General features: G+C 69.8%; 17 protein-coding genes. 8 read left to right on the top strand and 9 right to left on the bottom strand.

Translation table 11 applies throughout. The features are described 5' to 3' along the window. Window positions 1–39 precede the first annotated feature (39 nt). Window positions 40–1455 (bottom strand): CCA tRNA nucleotidyltransferase, encoded by a 1416-nt coding sequence (locus tag CHAN_RS13595; RefSeq protein WP_290293550.1) that lies wholly within the window; start codon window positions 1453–1455, stop codon window positions 40–42. A gap of 538 nt (window positions 1456–1993) precedes the next feature. On the opposite strand from CHAN_RS13595, the gene CHAN_RS13600 reads away from it, so the two are divergent. The 8 genes from CHAN_RS13600 to CHAN_RS13635 all read left to right on the top strand — a co-directional run bounded on the left by CHAN_RS13600 (window position 1994) and on the right by CHAN_RS13635 (window position 13306). Then, complete coding sequence (locus CHAN_RS13600) at window positions 1994–2851, top strand: NUDIX hydrolase (RefSeq protein ID WP_290293553.1); 858 nt, start codon at window positions 1994–1996, stop codon at window positions 2849–2851. Continuing rightward, on the top strand, window positions 2848–5475 hold the full coding sequence (locus tag CHAN_RS13605; RefSeq protein ID WP_290290594.1) for a hypothetical protein: 2628 nt from the start codon (window positions 2848–2850) through the stop codon (window positions 5473–5475). The genes CHAN_RS13600 and CHAN_RS13605 overlap by 4 nt, the downstream gene beginning before the upstream one ends. Continuing rightward, window positions 5468–9322 (top strand): murein biosynthesis integral membrane protein MurJ, encoded by a 3855-nt coding sequence (gene murJ / locus CHAN_RS13610; RefSeq protein ID WP_290290595.1) that lies wholly within the window; start codon window positions 5468–5470, stop codon window positions 9320–9322. Before CHAN_RS13605 ends, murJ begins: the two co-directional genes overlap by 8 nt. 59 nt (window positions 9323–9381) lie before the next feature. Next, on the top strand, window positions 9382–9999 hold the full coding sequence (sigM, locus tag CHAN_RS13615) for an RNA polymerase sigma factor SigM (RefSeq protein WP_290290597.1): 618 nt from the start codon (window positions 9382–9384) through the stop codon (window positions 9997–9999). After that, on the top strand, window positions 9996–10610 hold the full coding sequence (locus tag CHAN_RS13620; RefSeq protein ID WP_290290599.1) for a hypothetical protein: 615 nt from the start codon (window positions 9996–9998) through the stop codon (window positions 10608–10610). Before sigM ends, CHAN_RS13620 begins: the two co-directional genes overlap by 4 nt. A gap of 100 nt (window positions 10611–10710) precedes the next feature. Beyond that, a complete protein-coding gene (gene trxB, locus CHAN_RS13625) occupies window positions 10711–11640 on the top strand; it encodes a thioredoxin-disulfide reductase (protein WP_290290602.1) in 930 nt (309 codons plus the stop codon). A gap of 88 nt (window positions 11641–11728) precedes the next feature. Further along, complete coding sequence (gene trxA / locus CHAN_RS13630; RefSeq protein ID WP_048740624.1) at window positions 11729–12049, top strand: thioredoxin; 321 nt, start codon at window positions 11729–11731, stop codon at window positions 12047–12049. A gap of 69 nt (window positions 12050–12118) precedes the next feature. Then, window positions 12119–13306, top strand: a complete 1188-nt coding sequence (locus CHAN_RS13635; RefSeq protein ID WP_290290605.1) for an N-acetylmuramoyl-L-alanine amidase — start codon at window positions 12119–12121, stop codon at window positions 13304–13306. Here the strand turns inward: CHAN_RS13635 and CHAN_RS13640 are convergent. The 8 genes from CHAN_RS13640 to rpmH all read right to left on the bottom strand — a co-directional run bounded on the left by CHAN_RS13640 (window position 13264) and on the right by rpmH (window position 20592). Beyond that, window positions 13264–14232, bottom strand: a complete 969-nt coding sequence (locus CHAN_RS13640; protein WP_290290607.1) for a hypothetical protein — start codon at window positions 14230–14232, stop codon at window positions 13264–13266. The genes CHAN_RS13635 and CHAN_RS13640 overlap by 43 nt on opposite strands. Before the next feature lie 13 nt (window positions 14233–14245). Beyond that, window positions 14246–15520, bottom strand: a complete 1275-nt coding sequence (locus CHAN_RS13645) for a ParB/RepB/Spo0J family partition protein (RefSeq protein WP_290290609.1) — start codon at window positions 15518–15520, stop codon at window positions 14246–14248. A gap of 14 nt (window positions 15521–15534) precedes the next feature. Continuing rightward, on the bottom strand, window positions 15535–16461 hold the full coding sequence (locus tag CHAN_RS13650) for a ParA family protein (protein WP_048740614.1): 927 nt from the start codon (window positions 16459–16461) through the stop codon (window positions 15535–15537). A gap of 857 nt (window positions 16462–17318) precedes the next feature. Further along, a complete protein-coding gene (gene rsmG, locus CHAN_RS13655) occupies window positions 17319–17990 on the bottom strand; it encodes a 16S rRNA (guanine(527)-N(7))-methyltransferase RsmG (protein WP_290293557.1) in 672 nt (223 codons plus the stop codon). 435 nt (window positions 17991–18425) lie between these two features. Then, on the bottom strand, window positions 18426–19649 hold the full coding sequence (gene yidC, locus CHAN_RS13660; RefSeq protein WP_290290613.1) for a membrane protein insertase YidC: 1224 nt from the start codon (window positions 19647–19649) through the stop codon (window positions 18426–18428). Window positions 19650–19711: 62 nt separating this feature from the next. Next, the gene (yidD, locus tag CHAN_RS13665) at window positions 19712–20101 is read right to left on the bottom strand and encodes a membrane protein insertion efficiency factor YidD (RefSeq protein ID WP_290290615.1); all 390 of its coding nucleotides are present in this window, start codon (window positions 20099–20101) and stop codon (window positions 19712–19714) included. Beyond that, on the bottom strand, window positions 20064–20438 hold the full coding sequence (gene rnpA, locus CHAN_RS13670; protein WP_048740601.1) for a ribonuclease P protein component: 375 nt from the start codon (window positions 20436–20438) through the stop codon (window positions 20064–20066). Before rnpA ends, yidD begins: the two co-directional genes overlap by 38 nt. A 16-nt stretch (window positions 20439–20454) precedes the next feature. Continuing rightward, complete coding sequence (rpmH, locus tag CHAN_RS13675; RefSeq protein ID WP_035121629.1) at window positions 20455–20592, bottom strand: 50S ribosomal protein L34; 138 nt, start codon at window positions 20590–20592, stop codon at window positions 20455–20457. Window positions 20593–21059: the final 467 nt, after the last annotated feature.

A 21059-nucleotide genomic window follows, 5' to 3' on the forward strand; every position in this document is an offset into this window, starting at 1 on the left:
GCGCGCCGACTGTCCCGTCGGCCTTCGGCCGGCCTTCGTTCAGCCTTCGCGCTCGGTCCACCAGCGCTTGAGTTCCAGGATCGCGTCCTCGCGCTCCAGCGGCCCCTTGTCCAGGCGGACGTCCTTCATGTGCTTCCATGCGGCGCCGACTTCGGGGCCGGGCGCGAGGTCGAGGATCTCCATGATGTCGTTGCCGTCGAGGTCGGGCCGCACCTTGGCCAGGTCCTCGGCGGCGGCGAGCTCGTCGATGCGGGCTTCCAGGTCGTCGCAGGCCCGCGCCAGGCGGGCTGCTTTGCGACGGTTCCGCGTGGTGCAATCCGCCCGCACGATCTTGTTCAGCTTGTCCAGCAGCGGGCCCGCATCGTTGACGTAGCGGCGCACGGCGGAGTCCGTCCAGGCGGAGTCGCCGTAACCGTGGAAGCGCATGTGCAGGTAAACCAGCTGCGCGATGTTCTCGGTGACCCGCTTGGGGTACTTGAGCTTCCGCAGGCGGCGGCGGACCAGCTTGGCACCCACGACCTCGTGGTGGTGGAAGGACACGTTGCCCGATTCCGTGAACGAGCGGGTCGCCGGCTTGCCGCAGTCGTGCAGCAGCGCCGCCCAGCGCAGCTCGAGGTCGGGTTCGCCGGGTTCCTCCTGCTCGATGGCCTGGCGCATGACCTGCAGGGAGTGCTGGTAGACGTCCTTGTGCTGGCGGTGCTCGTCCTGCGTCATCTTCATGCCGGGGATCTCGGGCATGACGTGCTCGGCCAGGCCGGTGTCCACCATGAGGTCGATGCCCGCCGACGGGTCGGCGCCGAGGATCATCTTGTCCAGCTCGGCGGCGACGCGTTCGGCGGTGATGCGGCGGATCTCGCCGTTCATCTCCGTCATCGCCTCACGCACCCGGTCGGAGACGGCGAAGCCGAGCTGCGACGTGAAGCGGCAGGCGCGGAGCATGCGCAGCGGATCGTCGCCGAAGCTGACCTCCGGCGGGCCCGGCGTGTCCAGAACGCCGGCGACGACATCGTCGAAGCCACCCAGCGGATCGCGGAAGGAGCGGGTCCCGTCGCCGTGGAGCTCCACGGCGATTGCGTTGCACCGAAAGTCGCGGCGGATCAGGTCTCCCTCCAGCGTGTCGCCGAAGGTCACCTCGGGGTTGCGGCTGACCTGGTCGTAGACGTCGGCGCGGAAGGTGGTGATCTCCACCTGCCGGCCCTTCTTCTCCGCGGAGACGGTGCCGAACTCGATGCCGGTGTCCCACGTGGTCTCGGCCCAGTCCTCCAGGATCCGCGCCACCACGTCCGGCCGCGCGCCGGTGGTGAAGTCGAGGTCGTTGCCCAGGCGCCCCATCAGGGCATCGCGCACCGAGCCGCCGACCAGGTACAACGAGTGCCCCTCGGCCGCGAACGCGGCGGCCAGCGGCGCCAGCAGGTCGGCCTCCCGGCCGATCGCCTGGTCCGCCACCGCCAGCATCGCGGTGCGCCGGACCTCGGGGTCTCCGTGGTCGGGGGTGTGCTGGGGAGTCGGGGCGTCGGTCACGTGCGACACAATACCCGCAGCCCCGGAGCGGCCCGGTAGTCTGTGAGGAATGAACGATGCCGAACGGAACGAGGGGACGGCGGGGCCGCAGCGTCGGCGCCGCCGCCGTTCGCGTCGGCGCAGCGGCCGACCGCAGGACGGCGGCCGGGGGGCGCAGCAGAACACCGCCTCCGAATCCGGCCGCGGGCGGGGCGGGGGATCCGGCACCGGGCAGTCCTCCTCTTCACCCGGAAATGCCTCCGGCAACGAGTCCGGCACGACCTCCGGCGGCGCCTCCGACGCATCGGGCGGCGGCTCCCGCAATCGCGGCGGTTCCGGCGACGGCAAACGCGATCAGGGGTCGCGTTCCGGCTCCGGCAGCCGTTCGCGGCGACGCCGCCGGGGCGGGCGCGGGCGCGGGAGCAACCGCGGCGCCAACGCCCGCCACAACGCACATGATGGAGGCGCCTCCGACAAGGGCGGCGGCGTCGCCGTGAAGGACGCCGCTCCGGCCACGGCCGCATCCGACGGCGCGGCCAAGGGCGGCTCCCGCAGCTCCGGCGGCTCGGGCGGCAAGGGCGGCTCGGGCGCCACCGGCTCCCCCGACGCCGGGAACACCTCCCGCACGGCCGAGGGCCAGGACCGGAAGTCCCAGCAGAAGCGCGGTTCCGGCTCCTCCGGCGGCGGCAAGTCACGCTCCGGCAAGGGATCGTCGCGGCCGGGTTCCAGGTCCGGGGCGGGCCGGGGTGCGCAGCGGCGTCGTCAAGCGGGCCAGTCCAAGGGACGCCCCGGGCGCCGCCCCGCGGCCGGACGCACCGCCCAGCGCGGCGGCGAGCAGCGCGACCGGATGCGCACGTCCATCGAAACGTCCGCCGGCGGCCTGGTCGTCTCCGGGCTCGCCGAAGCCGTCGCCGACGACGGCAGCGTGGACCTGTCGCGCGTCTACGTGGCGCTGATCGGGCGCCTCGACCGCCGCGGCCGCCTGCTGTGGTCGATGCCCAAGGGCCACGTCGAACCCGGCGAAGCGCACGACTCCACCGCCGAACGCGAGGTGTGGGAGGAAACCGGCATCCACGGCGAGGTCATCGCCGAGCTGGGCGTCATCGACTACTGGTTCATCTCCGACGGCACGCGCATCCACAAGACGGTGCACCACCACCTGCTGCGCTACGTCGACGGCGACCTCAACGACGAGGACCCCGAGGTCACCGAAGTGACGTGGTTCCCCGCCTCCACGCTGGTCGAGCGGCTGGCGTACGCCGACGAGCGCAAGCTCGCCCGGCGCGCCCACGACCTGCTGCCGGAGCTGGCCAAGGCGGAGAAGGACGCCGGAAGGGCGACCCCGCGGTGACGGGGCGCGGGGGGCGCCGCCTGGTGCGGCTGATCGCGACGGCGGCGGCGGGCGCACTTGCCCTCGTCGCCGCGCCCGTCGTGCCGGTGGGCCCGCTGGACCGGGTGGCGCTGCCGGATGCCGCGGCCGCGCCGCCGCCGTGGCCCATCGATCCCGCCGACGCGTCGGTGTCGGAGCAGTGGGGCGCCGGCGCCGACCGCCTGGCCAACCGCGGGCCGCTGGACCTGCGCGTCACCGCCGTCACCCCCCAGAACCCCGAGGTCGGCGGCGAACTGAACATCCGCCTGACGGTGTCGAACAGGTCCGAGGGCGACGTCCGGGACATCATTTTGCGCACCCAGCGCTCCGACCCCCTCAGCGGGGCGGCGGGCGCGCGCCTGGCCATGGCCGCACCCGAGCAGGATTTCCGCGTGGCCACGTCCTTCCGCGACGGCTTCGACCTGGCGGCGGGGGAGTCGCGCGAGATCACCCTGTCCGTGCCGCTGACCGCCGACGCACCGGCCGGGTTGGGCATCGCCGAGCCGGGCGTGTACCCGGTGCTGGTCAACGCCAACGGCCGGCCGGGCAACGACATCGACCAGTTCCTGGCGGAATCGCGCATGCTCGTGCCTGTCGATTCCCGGCTTGACGACGCCGCCGGGGATGCCGAACGGCCCGGCGCGGGCGGCGACGGGGACGAGGTCGCGGCGCCGGGCTCCCGCCGGGGATCGGACGGCGGTCCGGGTGGCGCCGGCCGCGGAGAGAAGCCCGCCGATCCCGCCCCCGTGTCCCTGGTGTGGCCCCTGGCGGCGAACGTGCCGCTGGTGCCGGGGGAAACGGGCGAAGCCCCGGGACGGCCGGAGCTGATCCTGGCCAATGAATCGCTGTCGCAGGAGATGTCCCCGGGCGGGCGCCTGGACGGGCTGCTCGGCGCCCTGGAATCGGAGCTGGCCGGGGCGTCGGGGCCGTCGCTGCGCGCGTCGACGTGCGTGGCCGTCGACCCGGAGCTCCTCGACGTCGCCTCGCGCATGGCCGACGGCTACCGCGTGGGCACCGAACGGCCGAGCCCCGTGGAGGGCAACAAGCGGTTGCGCGATTCGTGGGGCTCCGGCGACGACCTCGACCTGCGCAAGGGCGAGGGCGCCGAAGCCGCGCGCAACTGGGTCGCCCGCCTCGAAGCCGTGACCCGCGACCTGTGCGTGGTGACGCTGCCGTGGTCCGGCGCCGAGCTCAACGCGGTCGCGGCGGCCAACGACCGGGAGCTGGCCACCGAAGCGCTGGCCATGGGCGACGGCGTGGTGGAACGGGTGCTGGGGCGCAAGGCGCTGCCGTCGACCATCATCCCGCCCGAGGGGTACCTCGACGCGGCATCGGTGCCCATGACGGCATTCGGCGACACGTCGGCGCCGATCGACGGCTCCACCGCCTTCGAGTCCATGCAGGTGCCCGGGGGCATCTGGCCGCCGGCCGCTCCGCGCACGACGTCGCTGGTCGCCGCGAACTCGCTGACCCTCGACGAGGGCCGCATCGCCCGCCCGGGGGAAACGGCCGAACTCGCACCGGGGACGGCTGCGTTCGGCCTGCCGGTGCCGTTGTCGTCGGCGCTGGCGGCGACGGGGAGGTCGCCGGAGGTCGCCGGCTACGCCGCCGTGGCGGGCCGCTACGACCTCACCGCCGATTCCGGCGTCGCCCGCATGCAGACGGTCGTGGGCACGCTGCGCCAGGAGATCTCCGACGCCTCGGTCGGGGCGGGCGAATCCGGGGCGGCGCCCATCGTCGCCATGCCGCCCGCGGGGTGGTCCGCAACCGGTGAGGACGCCCGGGCGCTGCTGCGCGCGGTGGCCGCGACGTTCGACGACGGCATCGCCGAACCCGTCCAGCTCGGCGACGCGCTCGCCCGTTCCGCGACCGACCATGCGGTCGGGCAGGCGCAGAGCTCCGCCCCGAACCCCGATCCGGGGGCGGTGTCCGGCACCGAGGTCAGCCGGGCCGCCCAGCAATCCGGCTACCTCACCGACCTCGCCGAGATGATGGCCAACGACCCCCAGGTCGCGCTGACGCGCCACGGCTTCACCGAACCGCTGCGGCGCGACATCCTGCGCGCCGTCACCGGGACCGGTCGCCGCAACGCCCCGTCCCACCTGGACCGGGCCGCGAACGCCGGGAACACCATGGCGGGCATGGGGGAGATGCTGCAGAAGCTCCGCGACTCCGTCACGCTCGTGGCCCCCGGCGGCGTCTACACGCGCGCCACCGACATGTCGCCCGTGGTCATCGTGGGCCGCAACGGCCTGCCGCTGCCGGTGCCCGCCTACGCGCGGGTTCAGGTGGGCGACTCCGGGGTCATCGGCCGGCACGAGGCGATGCTGCCCGCCAAGGGGTCGCTGACGCTTCAGGTCACGCCGGAGAACCCGGGGCAGACCGTGGACCGGGAACGCCAGAACCAATTGCACATGTGGCTGGAGACGCCGGAGGGCCAGCGGATTTCCGCCCCCGTCAAGATCGTCGCCCGCACCGGCCCGAGCACCCGTTCGCTCATCATCGCGTCGGTCGTGCTGAGTCTCGCCGTGGGCGGTTTCGCGGTGTGGCGCACGCGCCGATTCGATGGATTCCGGCGCATTCGTCCACAATGGGGGCGTGACTGATCCCGACGCGCCACATACCGGGCAGCGCGGCCGCATCCGACGGCCCGCTCCGCCGGCGCCGGCTCCCGCGCCCCGCACCGCTCCCGCGGCGCGCCGCGAAGAGCCGGCCCCGATCCTGAACCGCCCCCCGACCGGCGGCGGCTCTTCGGGTTCTCCGGCGTCCGCGGGCGGCACCGCCTCCGCGGCGGGTTCGTCCGGTCCGTCCGGTTCGTCCGGGTCGGCGGGCACCGCCGGCGCGGCGGGTTCGACGATGGTCGCCGCGGGTTCCGCCTCGGGCACCGCGACGGGGACCATCGCGCGCACGCGCGACGGCGCCGCGGGCACCGGTGCCGGTTCCGGCGCCGCCGCCCATGGTCCGGCGACGGGCTCCGGCGCCTCCGCAGCGTCCGAGTCCGGCACGGCCAGCGATGCGGACGTCGTCCGCTCGACGGGCTCGATGGCCGTCGCCACGCTGTTCTCGCGCATCACCGGATTCCTCCGCAACGCGCTGATCGGCATCACGCTCGGCCCGGCCATCATGTCGGCGTTCAACACCGCCAACACGCTGCCGAACCTGATCACCGAGATCGTCCTGGGCGCGGTGCTCACCTCGCTGGTGGTGCCGGTGCTCGTGCGCGCCCAGAAGGAGGACGCCGACGGCGGCGCCGCCTTCGTGCGCCGGCTGATGACCCTGTCGCTGACCCTGCTGGGCACGGTCACCGTCCTGGCGGTGGTCACGGCGCCGATACTGACCAGGATCGGCCTCGACTCCGACGGCAAGGTCAACGTCCCGCTGGCGACGTCCTTCGCGTTCCTGCTGTTGCCGCAGATCATCTTCTACGGCATATTCTCGCTGCTCATGGCGGTGCTGAACACCAAGGGCGTGTTCAAACCGGGGGCCTGGGCGCCGGTGGCCAACAACGTGGTGGCCATCGCGACGCTCCTCCTCTACTGGCTTCTGCCCGGCTCCCTGCCGTTCGATCACCCTGGCACGATCACGGACCCGCACATCCTGCTGCTGGGCGTGGGCACGACGCTGGGCGTGGTCATCCAGGCGCTGATCATGATCCCGCCGCTGCGGCGGTTGGGCATCGACATGCGGCCGCTGTGGGGCATCGACGACCGCATCAAGCAGTTCGGCGGCATGGGCATCGCCATCGTCACCTACGTCGCCATCTCGCAGGCGGGCTACCTCATCACCACCCGCATCGCCTCCTCGGCGGATGACGCCGCCCCGGGCATCTACCAGCAGGCGTGGCTGCTGCTGCAGATGCCCTACGGCATCATCGGCGTGACGCTGCTGACGGCGATCATGCCGCGCCTGTCGCGCAACGCCGCCGACGGCGACGACAGGGCGGTGATCCGCGATCTGTCGGTGGGCACGCGCCTGACCATGATCGCGCTGATCCCCATCGTCGTGTTCTTCACGGCCTTCGGCGTGCCCATCTCCAACGCGCTGTTCGCCTACGGGCTGTTCCCCAAGGAAACCGCCGACATCCTCGGCTGGACGCTGTCGTTCTCGGCGTTCACGCTCATCCCGTACGCGCTGGTGCTGCTGCACCTGCGCGTCTTCTACGCCCGCGAGGAGGCGTGGACGCCGACGTTCATCATCTTCGGCATCACGGTGGTGAAGGTGGCGCTCTCGATGCTGGCGCCGCTGATGGCCTCGCGCACCGAGCTCGTCGTCGTCCTGCTGGGCGCGGCGAACGGCTTCGGTTTCGTGGCCGGCGCGATCATCGGCGGGTGGCTGCTGCGGCGGACGCTGGGCGATCTGCGCGGCCGCGAGGTGCTCAGGACGTGCGTGTGGGCGCTCGGGGCGGCCCTGGTGGGCATCGCGGTGGCCATGGCGCTGGATTCCTTCGTCATCGGCGATCCGCTGGACGCCCTCGGGTCGGTCGGCGCATTCCTGCGGACGGCCCTGGCCGGCATCGTCTTCCTCATCGTCACCGGGGTCGTGCTGTCGCGCTCGCCGCTGCCGGAGGTGCGCATCCTCGGCGGTCTGCTGGGCCGGATTCCGGGCCTGCGCCGCTTCGCGCCGAAGCCGGTGGACGGCACCGAGGTGCATGCCGACGACGCCGACGCCGCGATCGCCGGCACCGTCGTGGGCGGCCCGTCGTCGGCGGCCGGCGAGAACGCCGCGATGGCGTCGGAGGGCTTCACCGCTTCGCCGATGCTCCCGCCGATGCCGTCGGAGGCGTCGCGCCCCACGCGCTTCGTCCCCGGCGAGATGGTCTTCGGCGGCCGCTACCGCCTGCTGTCCGAGGAGGGCTCGCGCCCGGGCGTGCGCTTCTGGCGCGCGGTCGACCGCACGGGCCCGGTGCGCCTGGACGCGGAAGGAAAGAAGCTTCACGACGAAGTCGCGCTGACGTTCGTCGACACCCTCACTGCTCCGCACGTGGGTTACACGGCCCCCGGCGCCGCGGTGCAGATCGCCGAGAGCGCCAAGGCGCTGCGCCGCATCGAGGGGCCGGGCCTGGCCCGGATCCGCGCGGTGCACCTGGGCCGCACCGACGTCATCGTGGCCAGTGATTGGGTGCCCGGCATCCCGCTGTCGGCGGTGGGCGAGGGCACCAACGCCGACGCCGCCGCCTTCGCCGTGGCGGACCTCGCCGAGGCCGCCGGGCGCGCGCACAAGGCCGGGCTGGTGCTCGGCGCGGACGATCTGGACCGCCTGCGCGTCAGCGTCGACGGCCGGGTGGAGCTGGCCTTCCCGGCGCCGCTGCCCGAGGCGACCGCCGACGGCGATCTCGCGGTCGCGTGCCGCGCCCTGTCGACGCTGCTGGCGGGCTGCACCCACGTGCCGTCCGACATCCGCGGCATCCTCGACGACGCCACGCGCCGCACGTCCGCAGGCAAGGAAGGAACCGGCGACCACGCGGGTGACCGCGCCGACGCCCACGCCGGCGAACACGGCGGCGAACACCCCGGCGCCGTCGCCCACGACGGTCCCGGCGGCGCCTCCGCGCACGTGAAGACCGACCTCGCCTGGAGCGAGACGTCGGAAAGCCATGCCGGAAACGAGGTGGGCACCCGCGACGGCGACGACCGCCCGGGCCAGAGCGCCGAGCCGGGCGCCGACCGGCATTCCGGGGTGGACGATCCGGCGGCGGCCGCCGACCGCGGCCTGGTGCTGGCCAAGCGCCTGCGCGAGGCCGCGCTCGGCCCGGACTCGGGCCAGCTGCAGGTCATCGCCGAAGACGCCGATGCGCCGATCACGCCGGCGCGCCTGAAGCAGGTCACGTCCACCACCCGCGGACGGCTGTGGGGCTCCGGCGCGATCGTCGTCGGCTTCGTGCTGGTGCTGGCGCTGATCCTGGCGGCGGTGTTCGCGTGGGTCAACCGCGCCGAGGACTCGCCGCTGACGCCGGACTCCGTGCGCCGCGGCCAGGAGGAGGCGCTGCCCGCCGGACCCATCCGCATCACGGATGCCGCGGAGTGGCAGGCGACCAACCCGAACCCGCTCGCCGGGCCGGACAATCCCTCCGCCGCCGCCTTCGCCATCGACGGTGACCGGGACACGTCGTGGATGACGTCGACGTACAACTACCCGCTCGGCTCCGATTCGATGGCGCTGAAGAAGGGCATCGGCCTGGTGCTCACCTTCCGCCAGGACGCCGTACCGGGGCAGGTGGAGATCCTCGGCGCGCCGGGGACGAAGGTCGAGATACGCTCCATTCCGGCTGATCTGGCCACGTCCGGCACGGGCGATCTGGGCGCCACGAAGGTGCTCGGCCAGGGCCGCCTGGGCGAGGGCGACACGACCATCGCGCTCGACGGCGCACCCAAGTCGCGGCACCTGCTGATCTGGGTCACCGAATTGCCCGACACCATGACGGCGTCGATCGCCGAGGTCTCCGCGGAACGCTGACCCCGGCGCCCGGCCCGCCCCGGATGGCGCGCCCGCCCGACCCGTGATGGGATGGGCGCGTGAACTTCGGGGGGAGGGTCACCGCGCCGACGGCGCTGGTCGACCGCATGGACACGGAAGAGGCTCCGGCCGACGGGCGCGGCGATCTCGAGCTGCTGACCGCCCATCTGGCGGGCGACGCGCGGGCGTTCCCGGCGCTCGTCGACCGGCACGAGCGGCAGCTGTGGTGGACCGCGGTGCGGCATTCGCGCACCGAATCGGACGCGGCCGACGCGATGCAGGAGGGCCTGGTCAAGGCACTGCGCAGCGCGTCGGCGTTCCGCCGCGATTCGTCGGTGGCGACGTGGCTGCACCGCATCGTGGTCAACAGCTGCCACGACCGGATGCGCGGCCGCCACGGCCCGCCCGACGGCGTCGTCGACGACCGCGTCACGCCCGCGCCGGACGCCGGCGACGGTGCCGATCCCGCCCTGGGCGTGGTCATGCGCCAGGCGATGTCGCGGCTGCCGGAGGAGCAGCGGCGCGTCATCGTGGAGGTCGACCTGATGGGCTGGCCGCTCGCCGACGTCGCCCGCCGCATGGGCATCCCCGAGGGCACGGTCAAGTCCCGCCGGGCCCGCGCCCGGGCCACGCTGCGCCGCCAGCTGCGCCGACTCGATTCGGAGGTCGACCGATGACCCGCCACGGCACCCACGATCACCCCGACGAGCCCCACCGGGCCCTCGCGGACGACGAACTCGGTTACCTCGCCTCCTCCCTGCTTTGCGACGATTCCCCTCCGCCGTCCGTCCACGACGCCTGGCGGCTGCGCCATTCGACCGATCCCGACCGCCGTTCCGTGGTGCGGCTTTTCCCGCGGGGACCGGCGACCATCGCCGCGGCGGCCGCGGCCGCCGTCATCTTCGCCGCCGGTGGCGCGTGGCTCACCCCGCCCCCGCACCAGCAGCCGCCCGTCGGCGGGGCCGGTGACGGGGCGTCGTCACGCGAACCCGCGCAACCCGGCATCGACCTTGCCTCCCTCGGACCCGCGGCGGCCGGCGCGATGGGGGAGAGGGACCTTGGCGGGCTCATCGACCCCGCCCGCGCGGGCGCATGCCTGGCCGAGCACGGCGAGCGGGAGGACGCCCTGCTCGGTGCCGCGCCGATGGCCCACGGGGACCGCGTGGGGCAGCTGTTCGTGCTGTCCGCGGGAATGCACGGGCGGGTGACGGTGTTGTTGACCGTGAACACCTGCGGAACCGTCCCCGCGGAGCCCGTCGTCCATCGGACCATCGGCGCGCCCGGGTAGGCTGCCGCAGGAGACGACGACGCGGGCGGTCGGCAGCGCCCGGCCGCGCCGCACACCGCGAAATGCCACGTCAAAGGGCACCCACCAGGAGGAACGCAGCATGTCCGACACCATCCACGACGTCATCATCGTCGGCTCCGGCCCCGCCGGCTACACCGCCGCCATCTACGCCGCCCGCGCCGAGCTCGAGCCCGTCGTCTTCGAGGGCGTCGAGTTCGGCGGATCGCTGATGACGACCACGGAGGTGGAGAACTTCCCCGGCTTCGCCGAGGGCATCCAGGGCCCCGACCTCATGGACCAGATGCGCGCCCAGGCCGAGCGCTTCGGCGCCGAGCTGCGCATGGAGCACGTCGACCGCATGGACCTGACCGGCGACGTGAAGTCCGTGTGGGTCGGCGACGAGGAGCACAAGGGCCGCACCGTCATCCTCGCGATGGGCGCCGCGCCGCGTTACCTCGGCGTCCCCGGCGAGCAGGAGTTGCTCGGCCACGGCGTCAGCTCCTGCGCCACCTGCGACGGCTTCTTCTTCCGCGACCACGACATCGCCGTCATCGGCGGCGGCGACTCCGCCATGGAAGAGGCGACGTTCCTGACCAAGTTCGCGAAGTCCGTCACCATCGTCCACCGCCGCGAGGAGTTCCGCGCGTCCGCGATCATGGAGGAGCGCGCCCGCGCCAACGACAAGATCCGATTCGCCACCAACAAGGTCGTCGAGGAGGTCGTGGGCGAGGGTTCGGTGACGTCGCTGAAGCTGAAGGACACCGTCACGGGCGAAATCTCCGAGCTGCCGGTGACCGCGATGTTCGTGGCCATCGGCCACGATCCGCGCTCCCAGATGATCGTCGACCAGGTCGACCTGGACGAGTCCGGCTACGTGAAGGTGGAGGCTCCGTCGACCCGTACCTCGGTCCCCGGCGTCTTCGCCGCCGGCGACCTGGTCGATTCCCACTACCAGCAGGCCATCACCGCCGCGGGCACCGGCTGCACCGCGGCCATCGACGCCGAGCATTACCTGGCCGCGCAGACGTAGCCCGCGGGGCGCCGATTGAAGCTCTTGATCATCGGCCGCTTTTCGATATACTGCACCAATATAATTTCCTGATCCTCTTAGGAGAAACATGTCTGTCGTGAACGTCACCGCCGCGAACTTCAAGTCCACGGTCATCGAGTCCGACAAGCCCGTCCTCGTCGACTTCTGGGCCGACTGGTGCGGCCCCTGCCGCAAGCTGGCCCCCGTCGTCGACGAGGTCGCCGCCGAGCTCGGCGACCGCGCCGTCGTGGCCAAGTGCGACATCGAGGCCGAGCGCACCCTGGCCGCGATGTTCCAGATCATGTCGATTCCGGCGCTGCTCATCTTCAAGGGCGGCCAGAAGGTCGATGAAATCGTCGGCGTCAAGCCGAAGGCGGAGATCCTCCGAAAGGTGGAAGCTCAGCTCTAACTGGTAGCGTGTGAACATGGGCAACCGATCAGGCTGCCCATCGGAGCACGTGAAGGAAGGGGACGCCCGGTGCCGGAGTATCTGCAGGTGGGGGAGCGATCGCCGCGCGTAGCGGAGGTACGCACCACGCTGGCCAGACTGGGCCTTCTGCCGGGCTACGCCGGGGACGCCATCCAACAGGACTCGCCGCAATGGAGCGGCGACGACGACCTCTTCGACGAAGAACTGCGATCGGCGCTGCTGGAGTTCCAGCAGTCCCGCGGCATCTACGCCGACGGGATCATCCGCGATTCGACGCTCAAGGCGCTGCGCGAGGCGTCGTACGTCCTCGGCGCCCGCGTGCTGGCCTTCGACCCGATCTCGCCGATGACGGGCGACGACATCGGGCAGCTGCAGGGCATCCTGCAGGAGCTCGGTTTCTTCGACACCCGCGTCGACGGCCACTTCGGGCCGTTGACCGACGCCGCCGTGCGCGAATACCAGGTCAACTACGGCCTGCAGTCGGACGGCATCTGCGGGCCGGTCACGTTCCGCGCCCTGAGCTACCTCGGGCGCCGGGTGACGGGTGGATCGCACGTCGCCATGCACGAGCGCGAGCGGGTGCGCGCCGCCGGCCCGAAGCTGTCGGGCAAGCGGGTCGTCATCGACCCGGGCCGCAGCTCCAACGATCCGGGCATGACCGTCGAAGGGCCCTACGGTCCCATCACCGAGGAGGAGATCCTCTGGGATCTCGCCTCGCGCGTCGAGGGTCGCCTCGTCGCCGTGGGCGCCGAGACCATCCTGTCGCGGCCCCGCACGGGTGATCCGTCCATCGAAGAGCGCGCCGAGATGGCCAACGCCTTCGGCGCGGATGTGATGATCTCCCTGCGCGCCGACCGCTATCCGAACGAGCGCGCGTCGGGTCTGGCCACGTTCTACTTCGGTTCGATCGTCGGCAACAGCTCGATTCTCGGCCAGCAGCTGTCCGGGCTGATCCAGCGCGAGATCGTCGCCCGCACTCCGTTGGGTGACTGCCGCACGCACGCCCGCACGTGGGATCTGATGCGCCTGACGCGCATGCCCACCGTCGAGGTGGTCGTGGGCTACCTGACCAATCCGGACGACGTCGCGGTGCTGGCGTCGCCCGATCAGCGCGACCAGATCGCCGAGGCGATCGTCGTCGGCGTCAAGCGCCTGTACCTCCCGGAGGAGGACGATCAGCCGCTGACCGGCACCTACAGCTTCGTCGAGCTCCTGGAAGCCGAGAAGGACGCGTAGAACTGCGCGGCCACCAGCTGGTCGAGCGCATCGGTGACCGCCGCCGCCCAGTCGAGGTCGGCGTCCAGTTCGCGCCGCAGCCGCGGATGCGTCGGATGGGGCGCCACGACCGTGAAGCCGGAATTGATGAGCATGCGCGTCGGGATGACGTCGCCGGCGTCGTGGTTGATGGCCCCGAGCGCGGTTGACTCGCAGCGGTGCGGCGTCCGCGGAGCGTCGACCGAGTGCAGGATCGACTCGGTCAGGGACATTTCCTCCCGCGGAATCGCGTTTTCCCCGTCGTCTCCGCCGCCGGAACAGCCGAAGGCCTCCACCGCACGTACGCCGCGACCGGCCAGATGCGTCACCGCGGCATTGATCAGCGCTTCCTCTGTGCCCTGGTCCGCCATGATCGGGTCGATGTGCAGGCTGGTGAGCATCACCGCGTCGGGGGACACCGGGCCCGTCGGCATGCGGCGCGACGTCGGAGCGTAGCGCGGGGGACCGAACAGCAATGTGGCCGTCACGGCCTGGCCCGAGGCTTCGGCCATGCTGAAGCCGCACAGGCCCCAGTCCACGAGCACCCGGTTGAGCCAGAGCTCCTTCTCCAACTCGGCGTCCATGCCACGGCGGATACGGTTGGCGGCGCCGCCGGGGCCCAGGGGTCCCGAAGGACCGGCCGGCGGCGGAGCCATCGGATCCCGCCCGGAATCGGAGGCGGCGGGCCGTTGCGGGCCGTGCTGGAGCCCCATCTTCCGCCACGGATTGCCGACGACGCGCTTCGGATCGGTTTCGGTCCCGTCATCGTCCATGGGGGAACCGGCGGGCCCATCCTTCGCCGGAGAAGCGTCTTCCGGTTCGATTTCCCAGAAGAGGCTGCGCATCGTGCCGGGGTGGATCGAACGGCGGTTGCCCAGGTCGATCGGGCAGACGAATCCTGCGGACACTGTCGGCGGCCCCTCAGTTTCGGTCGGAGTCGTCGATGAGGGACATGATCCGGTCGAAGTCCTCGAGGTCGCCGAATTCGATGACGATGCGGCCCTTGCGCTTGCCCATGGTCGCGGACACCTTCGTGTCGAAGCTATCGGACAGGCGATCGGCCCACGCCGTGAGCTTTTCGGGCTGGGGGAGGGGTTCGCGCTTGCGCCGAGTCGCGGCTTCCTCGCCACGGTTGATCAGCGTCACCGCTTCCTCGGTCGCCCGCACGGACAGCCCCTCCGCGACGATCCGGTCGGCCAATGTGGACTGGTCCGCTGTGCCGGTCTTGATGCCCAGCAGGGCGCGGGCGTGCCCTGCGGTCAGCACGCCGGCGGCTACGCGGCGCTGGACGTCGACCGGCAGCTGCAGCAGGCGGATCATGTTCGTGATCGCCGGACGGGAACGCCCGATGCGGTCCGCGAGCTCCGCCTGGGTGACGTCGAACTCCTCGAGCAGCTGCTGATACGCGGCGGCCTCTTCGAGCGGATTGAGTTGGACGCGGTGGATGTTCTCGAGCAGCGCGTCGCGGAGCATCGAGGAATCGGACGTTTCCCGGATGATCGCCGGGATCGCGTCGATGCCCGCCAGTTGGCTGGCCCGCCACCGGCGCTCGCCCATGATGATCTCGAACTCGGGCTGCGGAGCCTCCGGGTTCTTCGCCCGCGCCTCCTCGAGCGCCTTGGCCCGCACGTCGTCCCCGATCGGCCGGACGACGATCGGCTGCATGAGGCCGAACTCACGGATGGAGTGCGCGAGCTCGCGAAGGGGTTCTTCGTCGAACACTTCGCGCGGCTGGCGCGGATTGGGGACGATCAACGCGATCGGAATCTCGCGGTACGTCGCGCCGATTTCGGAAGCGCCGTACTCCGAAGCGTCCCGGGTCGCGCCGCCATCAATTTCGGACTTTCGTCGGTCCGTCTCGCCACGACCCCCGGCACCCGATGTTTCACGTGAAACATCCTTTCCCGGAACGCGCTTTACCTTATCGTCACCGTGACGCTTTGACGTTTTATCGCCGCCAATATCCGTTCCGTCACTGTGACGTTTCGCATCGCCAACGCCCCCGGCTGCACCGCGACCGCTCCGGCGATCCGCCTCGGACAAGCCGGACGAATCGGGGCGGCGGCTTCGCGGGCCGAAAATGATGTCGGCGGCGTCGTTCCCGACCGCCGGGTTCTGCTCCGGTGCCGTCGGAATCAACGCGGCCAAACCCCGGCCGAGACCTCCGCGGCGGGTATCTTTCCTGTCCTGCGCCATGGTCGGTCCTTCGGTCACTCGTGTTCGGGGGCGACGCCGATCGCGCCGCTGTCGGGGGAGGGGAGATAGTCGCCGCGATTGGCGAACTCCTTGGCCGCATCCATGTACGCCAGCGCACCCCGGGAACCCGGGTCGTAACTGATGATCGTCTGACTGAAGCCGGGAGCCTCGGAAACCTTCACGGATCGGGGAATGACGTTGCGCAGAACGGCGTCGCCGAAGTGCCTGCGCACTTCTGCGGCGACCTCGTCGGCGAGCTTCGTCCGTCCGTCGTACATGGTGAGCAGCACCGTCGAGATGTGAAGCTCGGGATTGAGGTGCTGCCGGATCATCTGCACGTTGTTCAGCAGCTGCGTCACTCCTTCCAACGCGTAAAACTCGCACTGGATGGGAATGACCACCTCGGACGCCGCGGTCATGGAGTTCAGGGTCAGCAGGCCGAGCGAGGGAGGGCAGTCGATGATGAGGTAATCGAATCCATGCTCTTCGAGGAATTCATCCGTGATCGCCTGGCGAAGCCGGCGCTCACGGTTGAAGAGGTTGACGAGTTCGATCTCCGAACCGGCGAGGTCGAGAGTGGCGGGGATGCACCACAGGTTCTCGTTTTCGGGGGATTGCTGCATCGCCTCTTCGGGACCCACCTCGCCGATGAGCACCTCATACGTTGAGATGGTGCCGCTCCGATGCTCGACGTCCAGTGCGGTGGACGCGTTTCCCTGGGGGTCGTTGTCGATGACGAGCACTTTGAGACCATGGTGGGCCAGCGCGGACGCGAAATTGACGGCCGAGGTGGTTTTGCCCACCCCGCCCTTCTGGTTGGCGAAGGCAATGCGGCGGGTCTTCTCCGGCTTTGGCAAGGTCGGCTTGTTGGGCCCCTTGACCTGGGCTGCGCGTCGTGCGGCAGCGGCAATCGGCGAATCTTCCCACGACTTGCGGGCCATCAAAAATCCCCTTTAACTCCGGATCCGTTCCGGGTATCCGACCAACTGAACAACTGGTCCACATGCGGGAAGGACCTCCGGGAGGCGATCCCCCCTCGGGGTCCAACGTGTGCACTCCACTCTAGCCCCTTCGCCGGATGCCCCTCAACGGTCCCGATGCATCACAAGAAAACGGGGCTACCTTAAGTTCGCCGCCGACTTCGGCAAGATCTCGATCCGATCGCAGCTGGCTCATCGGCTCGACACTGCTTGGGCCGGCGCAAAATGGGACGAGGCTCGGTCTGAGTTTCACGTGAAACTGCGTACATAACGTGGACGGCCTGACGTGGTAGACGCACCATCGGAATCTGGCCCGTCTGGTTTCACGTGAAACCGCGTCGCCTGTGCCCGGCATAAGTTTCACGTGAAACATCGACGCGACGACCCACTGGCGCCTGGCGAACCGCCCGAGGCCGAGCGCGAAGATGCGGCACCACTTACCTTCAGCCGACTTGCACGGGTCATCCTCAGCGGGTTTGCGCGATGTGGATTCGTTCTGAAGCCTCAGCGGCGGAACTCGTGGGTGGTTTCACGTAAAACATGCGCCCATGCTTCGGGCGAAGATTGGTGTTGCCTTGTACCTCCCAATCACACGTGAAAGCCCCGTGCACCAAGCGATCACATAAAGGATCCAAATCACCAGGGATCGACGGGAAGTCCGCCGCGTAGAACACTCCGAGTTGCAGGGATGAAGCGGCGGGGCAACGCATTGGCGGCCCGAATTCCAGTGGGGGAGGGGAGGGGCGATCGGGGGGGCGACGCAGAACGACGCCGTACGCGAATCCCGCTATTCGGTTCTCATCGGTTGAAGAAGCCGATCACTGCTTCCGAATCTGGACGACGAACGTCGGCGTATCCAAGACATCGGTGCCGACTTCCACGATCACCGGATCCTTGCCCTTTGCCTTTCGGATCTGCTTCATGTCCCGTTGAATCTCTTCCGCCGCCGAAGATCCCTTCATGGCGATCATTTGTCCCCCCGGACGCACGAGAGGAAGCGACCAGCCGGCGAGCTTTCCCAAAGGCGCTACGGCACGGGACGTGACCACGTCAACCAGACCCGCTTCCTTCCGCACCGTCTTCTCTTCGGCGCGACCCCGAATCACCGTCACGTTGGTCAAACCAAGATCGGCGACTACCTCATCGAGGAAGGTGGTCCTGCGGAGCAACGGCTCAATCAGCGTCACGGAAACATCGGGGCGCGCGATGGCGAGCGGAATGCCGGGGAGCCCGGCGCCGGAGCCGATGTCCGCAACGGAAGCGCCCTCGGGAACGACCTCCGCGAGAACGGCGAAGTTCAAAATGTGACGGTCCCACAAGCGGGGCACCTCCCGCGGACCGATGAGCCCCCGAACCGTCGCATGTTCCGCGAGCCACGAGTGGTACCGGTCGGCTACGTCGGCCCGGTCACCGAAGAGCGACTCGATCGCTTGAGTTGGCCGCTCAGGCGTTTCGCTTTGCACACCGTCACCCTCGCGCGTGCTCTTCATCTGATCCTCTTCTACCGAACCGCTGTCCGGAGCATGCTCTTGCGGTTGCGCCATGGCCATTCCATCCCATCCTCGTTCTGTGGCAAGCAAGCCAATGTTTCACGTGAAACTTCGGACGACCATCACCCGCCATCCAAATCACGTCAATGTAATTTCGTGGGCCCAGGCCCGCTCCGCCGATGCGGCGCTCGACGCGGAGCCCAAACGCGAAACGCAGACCGGGAAACCGGGTACGTCGGCGCAAAGCTGTCAACGATGAGCATCTGCGCACCGCCGAAACCGGTCAACCGGAGAGCCTCCACTCCCAGTCACCGCAACGCCTGCACTCGCAGCCGCCGCATCGCCTTCACTCAGAGTCTACGGGCACGAAAAAGCCGCCCCACCAATGCGGTGGAGCGGCTTTCATTTACGCGCGTAGACGGAAAGCGTCAGGGGCTACCTTCTGCCCTTGCGGGTCTTCTTGCTTCGCTTCCGCTGTCCCGGTGCGGGCTTCTGGCCCGGCGCCGGCTTCGACGACTGCGCCGGAGCCTCGGCTACCGTCACGGCATCGTCGTCAGCCGAAGCCGTCGCCTTGGCGGAAGCATCCGCATCGACGGATGCCGCGCTCTGCCCCTCCGCCTGCTTCTCGCCCGGCCCCGCATTCTTGGCGGTGGGGGACTGGGGGAGGTGGCTGCGCTTCTTGCCGCCCTTCTTCGGGTTGTTCGGCTTCACGCCGACCTTGGGCGCCATCTTCTCCTGGGAGATGCGCTTGGCTTCCTTCTCGGCCTCCAGCTCCGCGGCTTCCTCGCGGTCGATCTTGGCGAAGATGTACTTCTGCTGGAAGTAGGTCCACACGTTGTTCGTGACCATGTAGACGAGCAGGCCGATGTGCCACAGGAAGCCGGTCGCCAGAATCATGATGGGCATGAACCAGAGCATCATCTTGTTCATCATGTCCATCTGCTGGCCCATCATGCCCTCCTGCTGCTGCTGGAGGCCGGCCGCCTGGCGCCGCTTGGTCCGGTTGATGGACATGCGGGCGTTGAAGTGGATCGTCGCCGCGGAGATGAGCATCAGCGGGATCGCCACGATCATGATGTCCGTGCGCGTGAAGTCCGCGGCGGCACCCGGCTGGGTGAAGGCCGCGTACTGCGACTCGTCCATGCCGACCGATCCCGACAGCGGAGCGTTGAACACGCGGGCGAGGAGGAAGGAGCGGACGTCCTCGACCTGGAAGAAGTAGTTCGGGGTGTTCCAGTTCTCATCGACGGACATGCCCGACTGGCCGACGGCCGCAGCGCCCTGGCCGGTGCGGTTGAACGACCGGAGCACGTGGAACAGACCGATGAACACCGGCATCTGGACGAGCAGCGGAAGACAGCCGGCCAGCGGGTTGACGCCCATCTCTTTCTGGAGCTTGCGCATCTCCAGCGCCTGGGCCTGCTGGTCGTTCTTGTACTTCTGCTTGATCTCGGCCATCTTCGGCTGCATCTTCTGCATCTTGATGGCGGATCGCTGCTGCTTTAGCATCGGCTTGATCAGCAGGATTCGGATGGTCGCCACCAGCAGCATGATGGCGAGCACCCAGGAAATTCCCGATGCCGGGTTCAGGACCAGGCCAAATGCCTGATGCCAGAACCAGAGTACGGCCGAAATCGGCCAATAGACGAAGTTAAGCACGGTCTGGTGTTTCTCCTGTCATGGGGGATTGCGGCCGTCTACGCGTCAGCCTTGGGCCCAGGTTACCCGTGCATCCGCCGCCACCAAGAACCAAGTCCCGGATAGGTGCGGGGCACGGGATCCCATCCGCCGGGGTGCCATGGCGCGCAGCGGGCGATGCGGAGGAAGGTCAGCCACAGGCCGCGGAGCGCACCGAATCGGCGCACGGCCTCGAGCCCGTAGGCCGAGCACGTCGGCTCGAAGCGGCAGGAACCCATTCCCTTCGCCGGCGAGATGCGGCGGCGGTAGAAGAGGATGGCTCCTTCGGCGAGGCGGGCGACGGGACCGCGCGCCTGCTTTGCGGCGCCCCCGTGATCGTGATCGGTGCAGCCATGATCGACGGGTGAACCGCCATCCGACGATTCCGGGGCATCGTCAGCGCCGGAGCGCCCGTGAGAGTGCCTTGCGCACATCGTTGGCCAACTCCTCGCTGGTCGCGCCGGCGGAAGCCGGGAGGGCGCGGACGACCATGTCCGCGGTGGACGGGACGTCGTCAAGCATGTCCATGACCACGTGCCGGAGCTTGCGGGTCACCGCATGCCGGACCACCGAGTTGCCGACGCCCTTGGATACGACGAAGCCGACGCGAGGTCCCCCGGATCGGGAGATCTGCGCGTCGGCTCCGTCGCCGCCGTCGCCGGCGGCATCGAAATAGTGCAGGACGATCGTCCTGCGGCCGAACCTGCGCCCCCGGCGGACCGTGGCGGAGAAGTCTCCGGAACGATGCAGCTTGTGCTGCGCGGGGAGCACGGGCTCGAGTCCGCGGTTACGCGGACAGGCGGGCGCGGCCCTTGTTGCGGCGGGCGGCGACCACGGCGCGGCCCGAACGGGTGCGCATGCGGGTACGGAAGCCGTGCACGCGGGCACGACGGCGGTTATTCGGCTGGAACGTCCGCTTCGACACGGGTGACACTCCTTGGGTTTCAGGGGCCGGCGGCGGGGTGCCCCGATGACCGGCCCATACGATTGTTTTCACACCCGCCGCCGGGACCGTCCGGCGAAACCGGACATCCCCATGAGACGGGCCCGCTAGGCGCAGCGCCCGGGCACGATGCCGGGTCCCGCGCAGATGCGGTGAACACATCGGCGACCCTGGGCGCACCCGGGGTCGCGGATATGACAGACCCGATCAGGGTACGTGGAGCGGGGGCGCCAATACAAATCCCGGGACATTCCGCGCGTCGCGGGCGCACCCGCCGGGAGATGTGCCGACACGCGGAACGACCTGTGACGATGCTGAACCATTCACATGATTCCACACCCCGCCAACGGGCGACCACTGTGGACAACTGCCGTAACACTGGTAACACGTGACCTGCACGTTCTCTGCAACAATGCAGGTCAAAGGGCTGCAGATACCGGAATCTCCGG

It is taken from the genome of Corynebacterium hansenii, from assembly GCF_030408795.1.
GTDB lineage: Bacteria > Actinomycetota > Actinomycetes > Mycobacteriales > Mycobacteriaceae > Corynebacterium > Corynebacterium hansenii.

Coding starts and splice junctions, on each gene's coding strand:
- CHAN_RS13650 (WP_048740614.1), bottom strand. CDS start 16,461: ATGGCCCGCAAGTCGTGGGAAGATTCGCCGATTGCCGCTGCCGCACGA.
- CHAN_RS13645 (WP_290290609.1), bottom strand. CDS start 15,520: ATGGCGCAGGACAGGAAAGATACCCGCCGCGGAGGTCTCGGCCGGGGT.
- rsmG (WP_290293557.1), bottom strand. CDS start 17,990: ATGAAGAGCACGCGCGAGGGTGACGGTGTGCAAAGCGAAACGCCTGAG.
- trxA (WP_048740624.1), top strand. CDS start 11,729: ATGTCTGTCGTGAACGTCACCGCCGCGAACTTCAAGTCCACGGTCATC.
- trxB (WP_290290602.1), top strand. CDS start 10,711: ATGTCCGACACCATCCACGACGTCATCATCGTCGGCTCCGGCCCCGCC.
- CHAN_RS13620 (WP_290290599.1), top strand. CDS start 9,996: ATGACCCGCCACGGCACCCACGATCACCCCGACGAGCCCCACCGGGCC.
- yidD (WP_290290615.1), bottom strand. CDS start 20,101: ATGTGCGCAAGGCACTCTCACGGGCGCTCCGGCGCTGACGATGCCCCG.
- CHAN_RS13595 (WP_290293550.1), bottom strand. CDS start 1,455: ATGCTGGCGGTGGCGGACCAGGCGATCGGCCGGGAGGCCGACCTGCTG.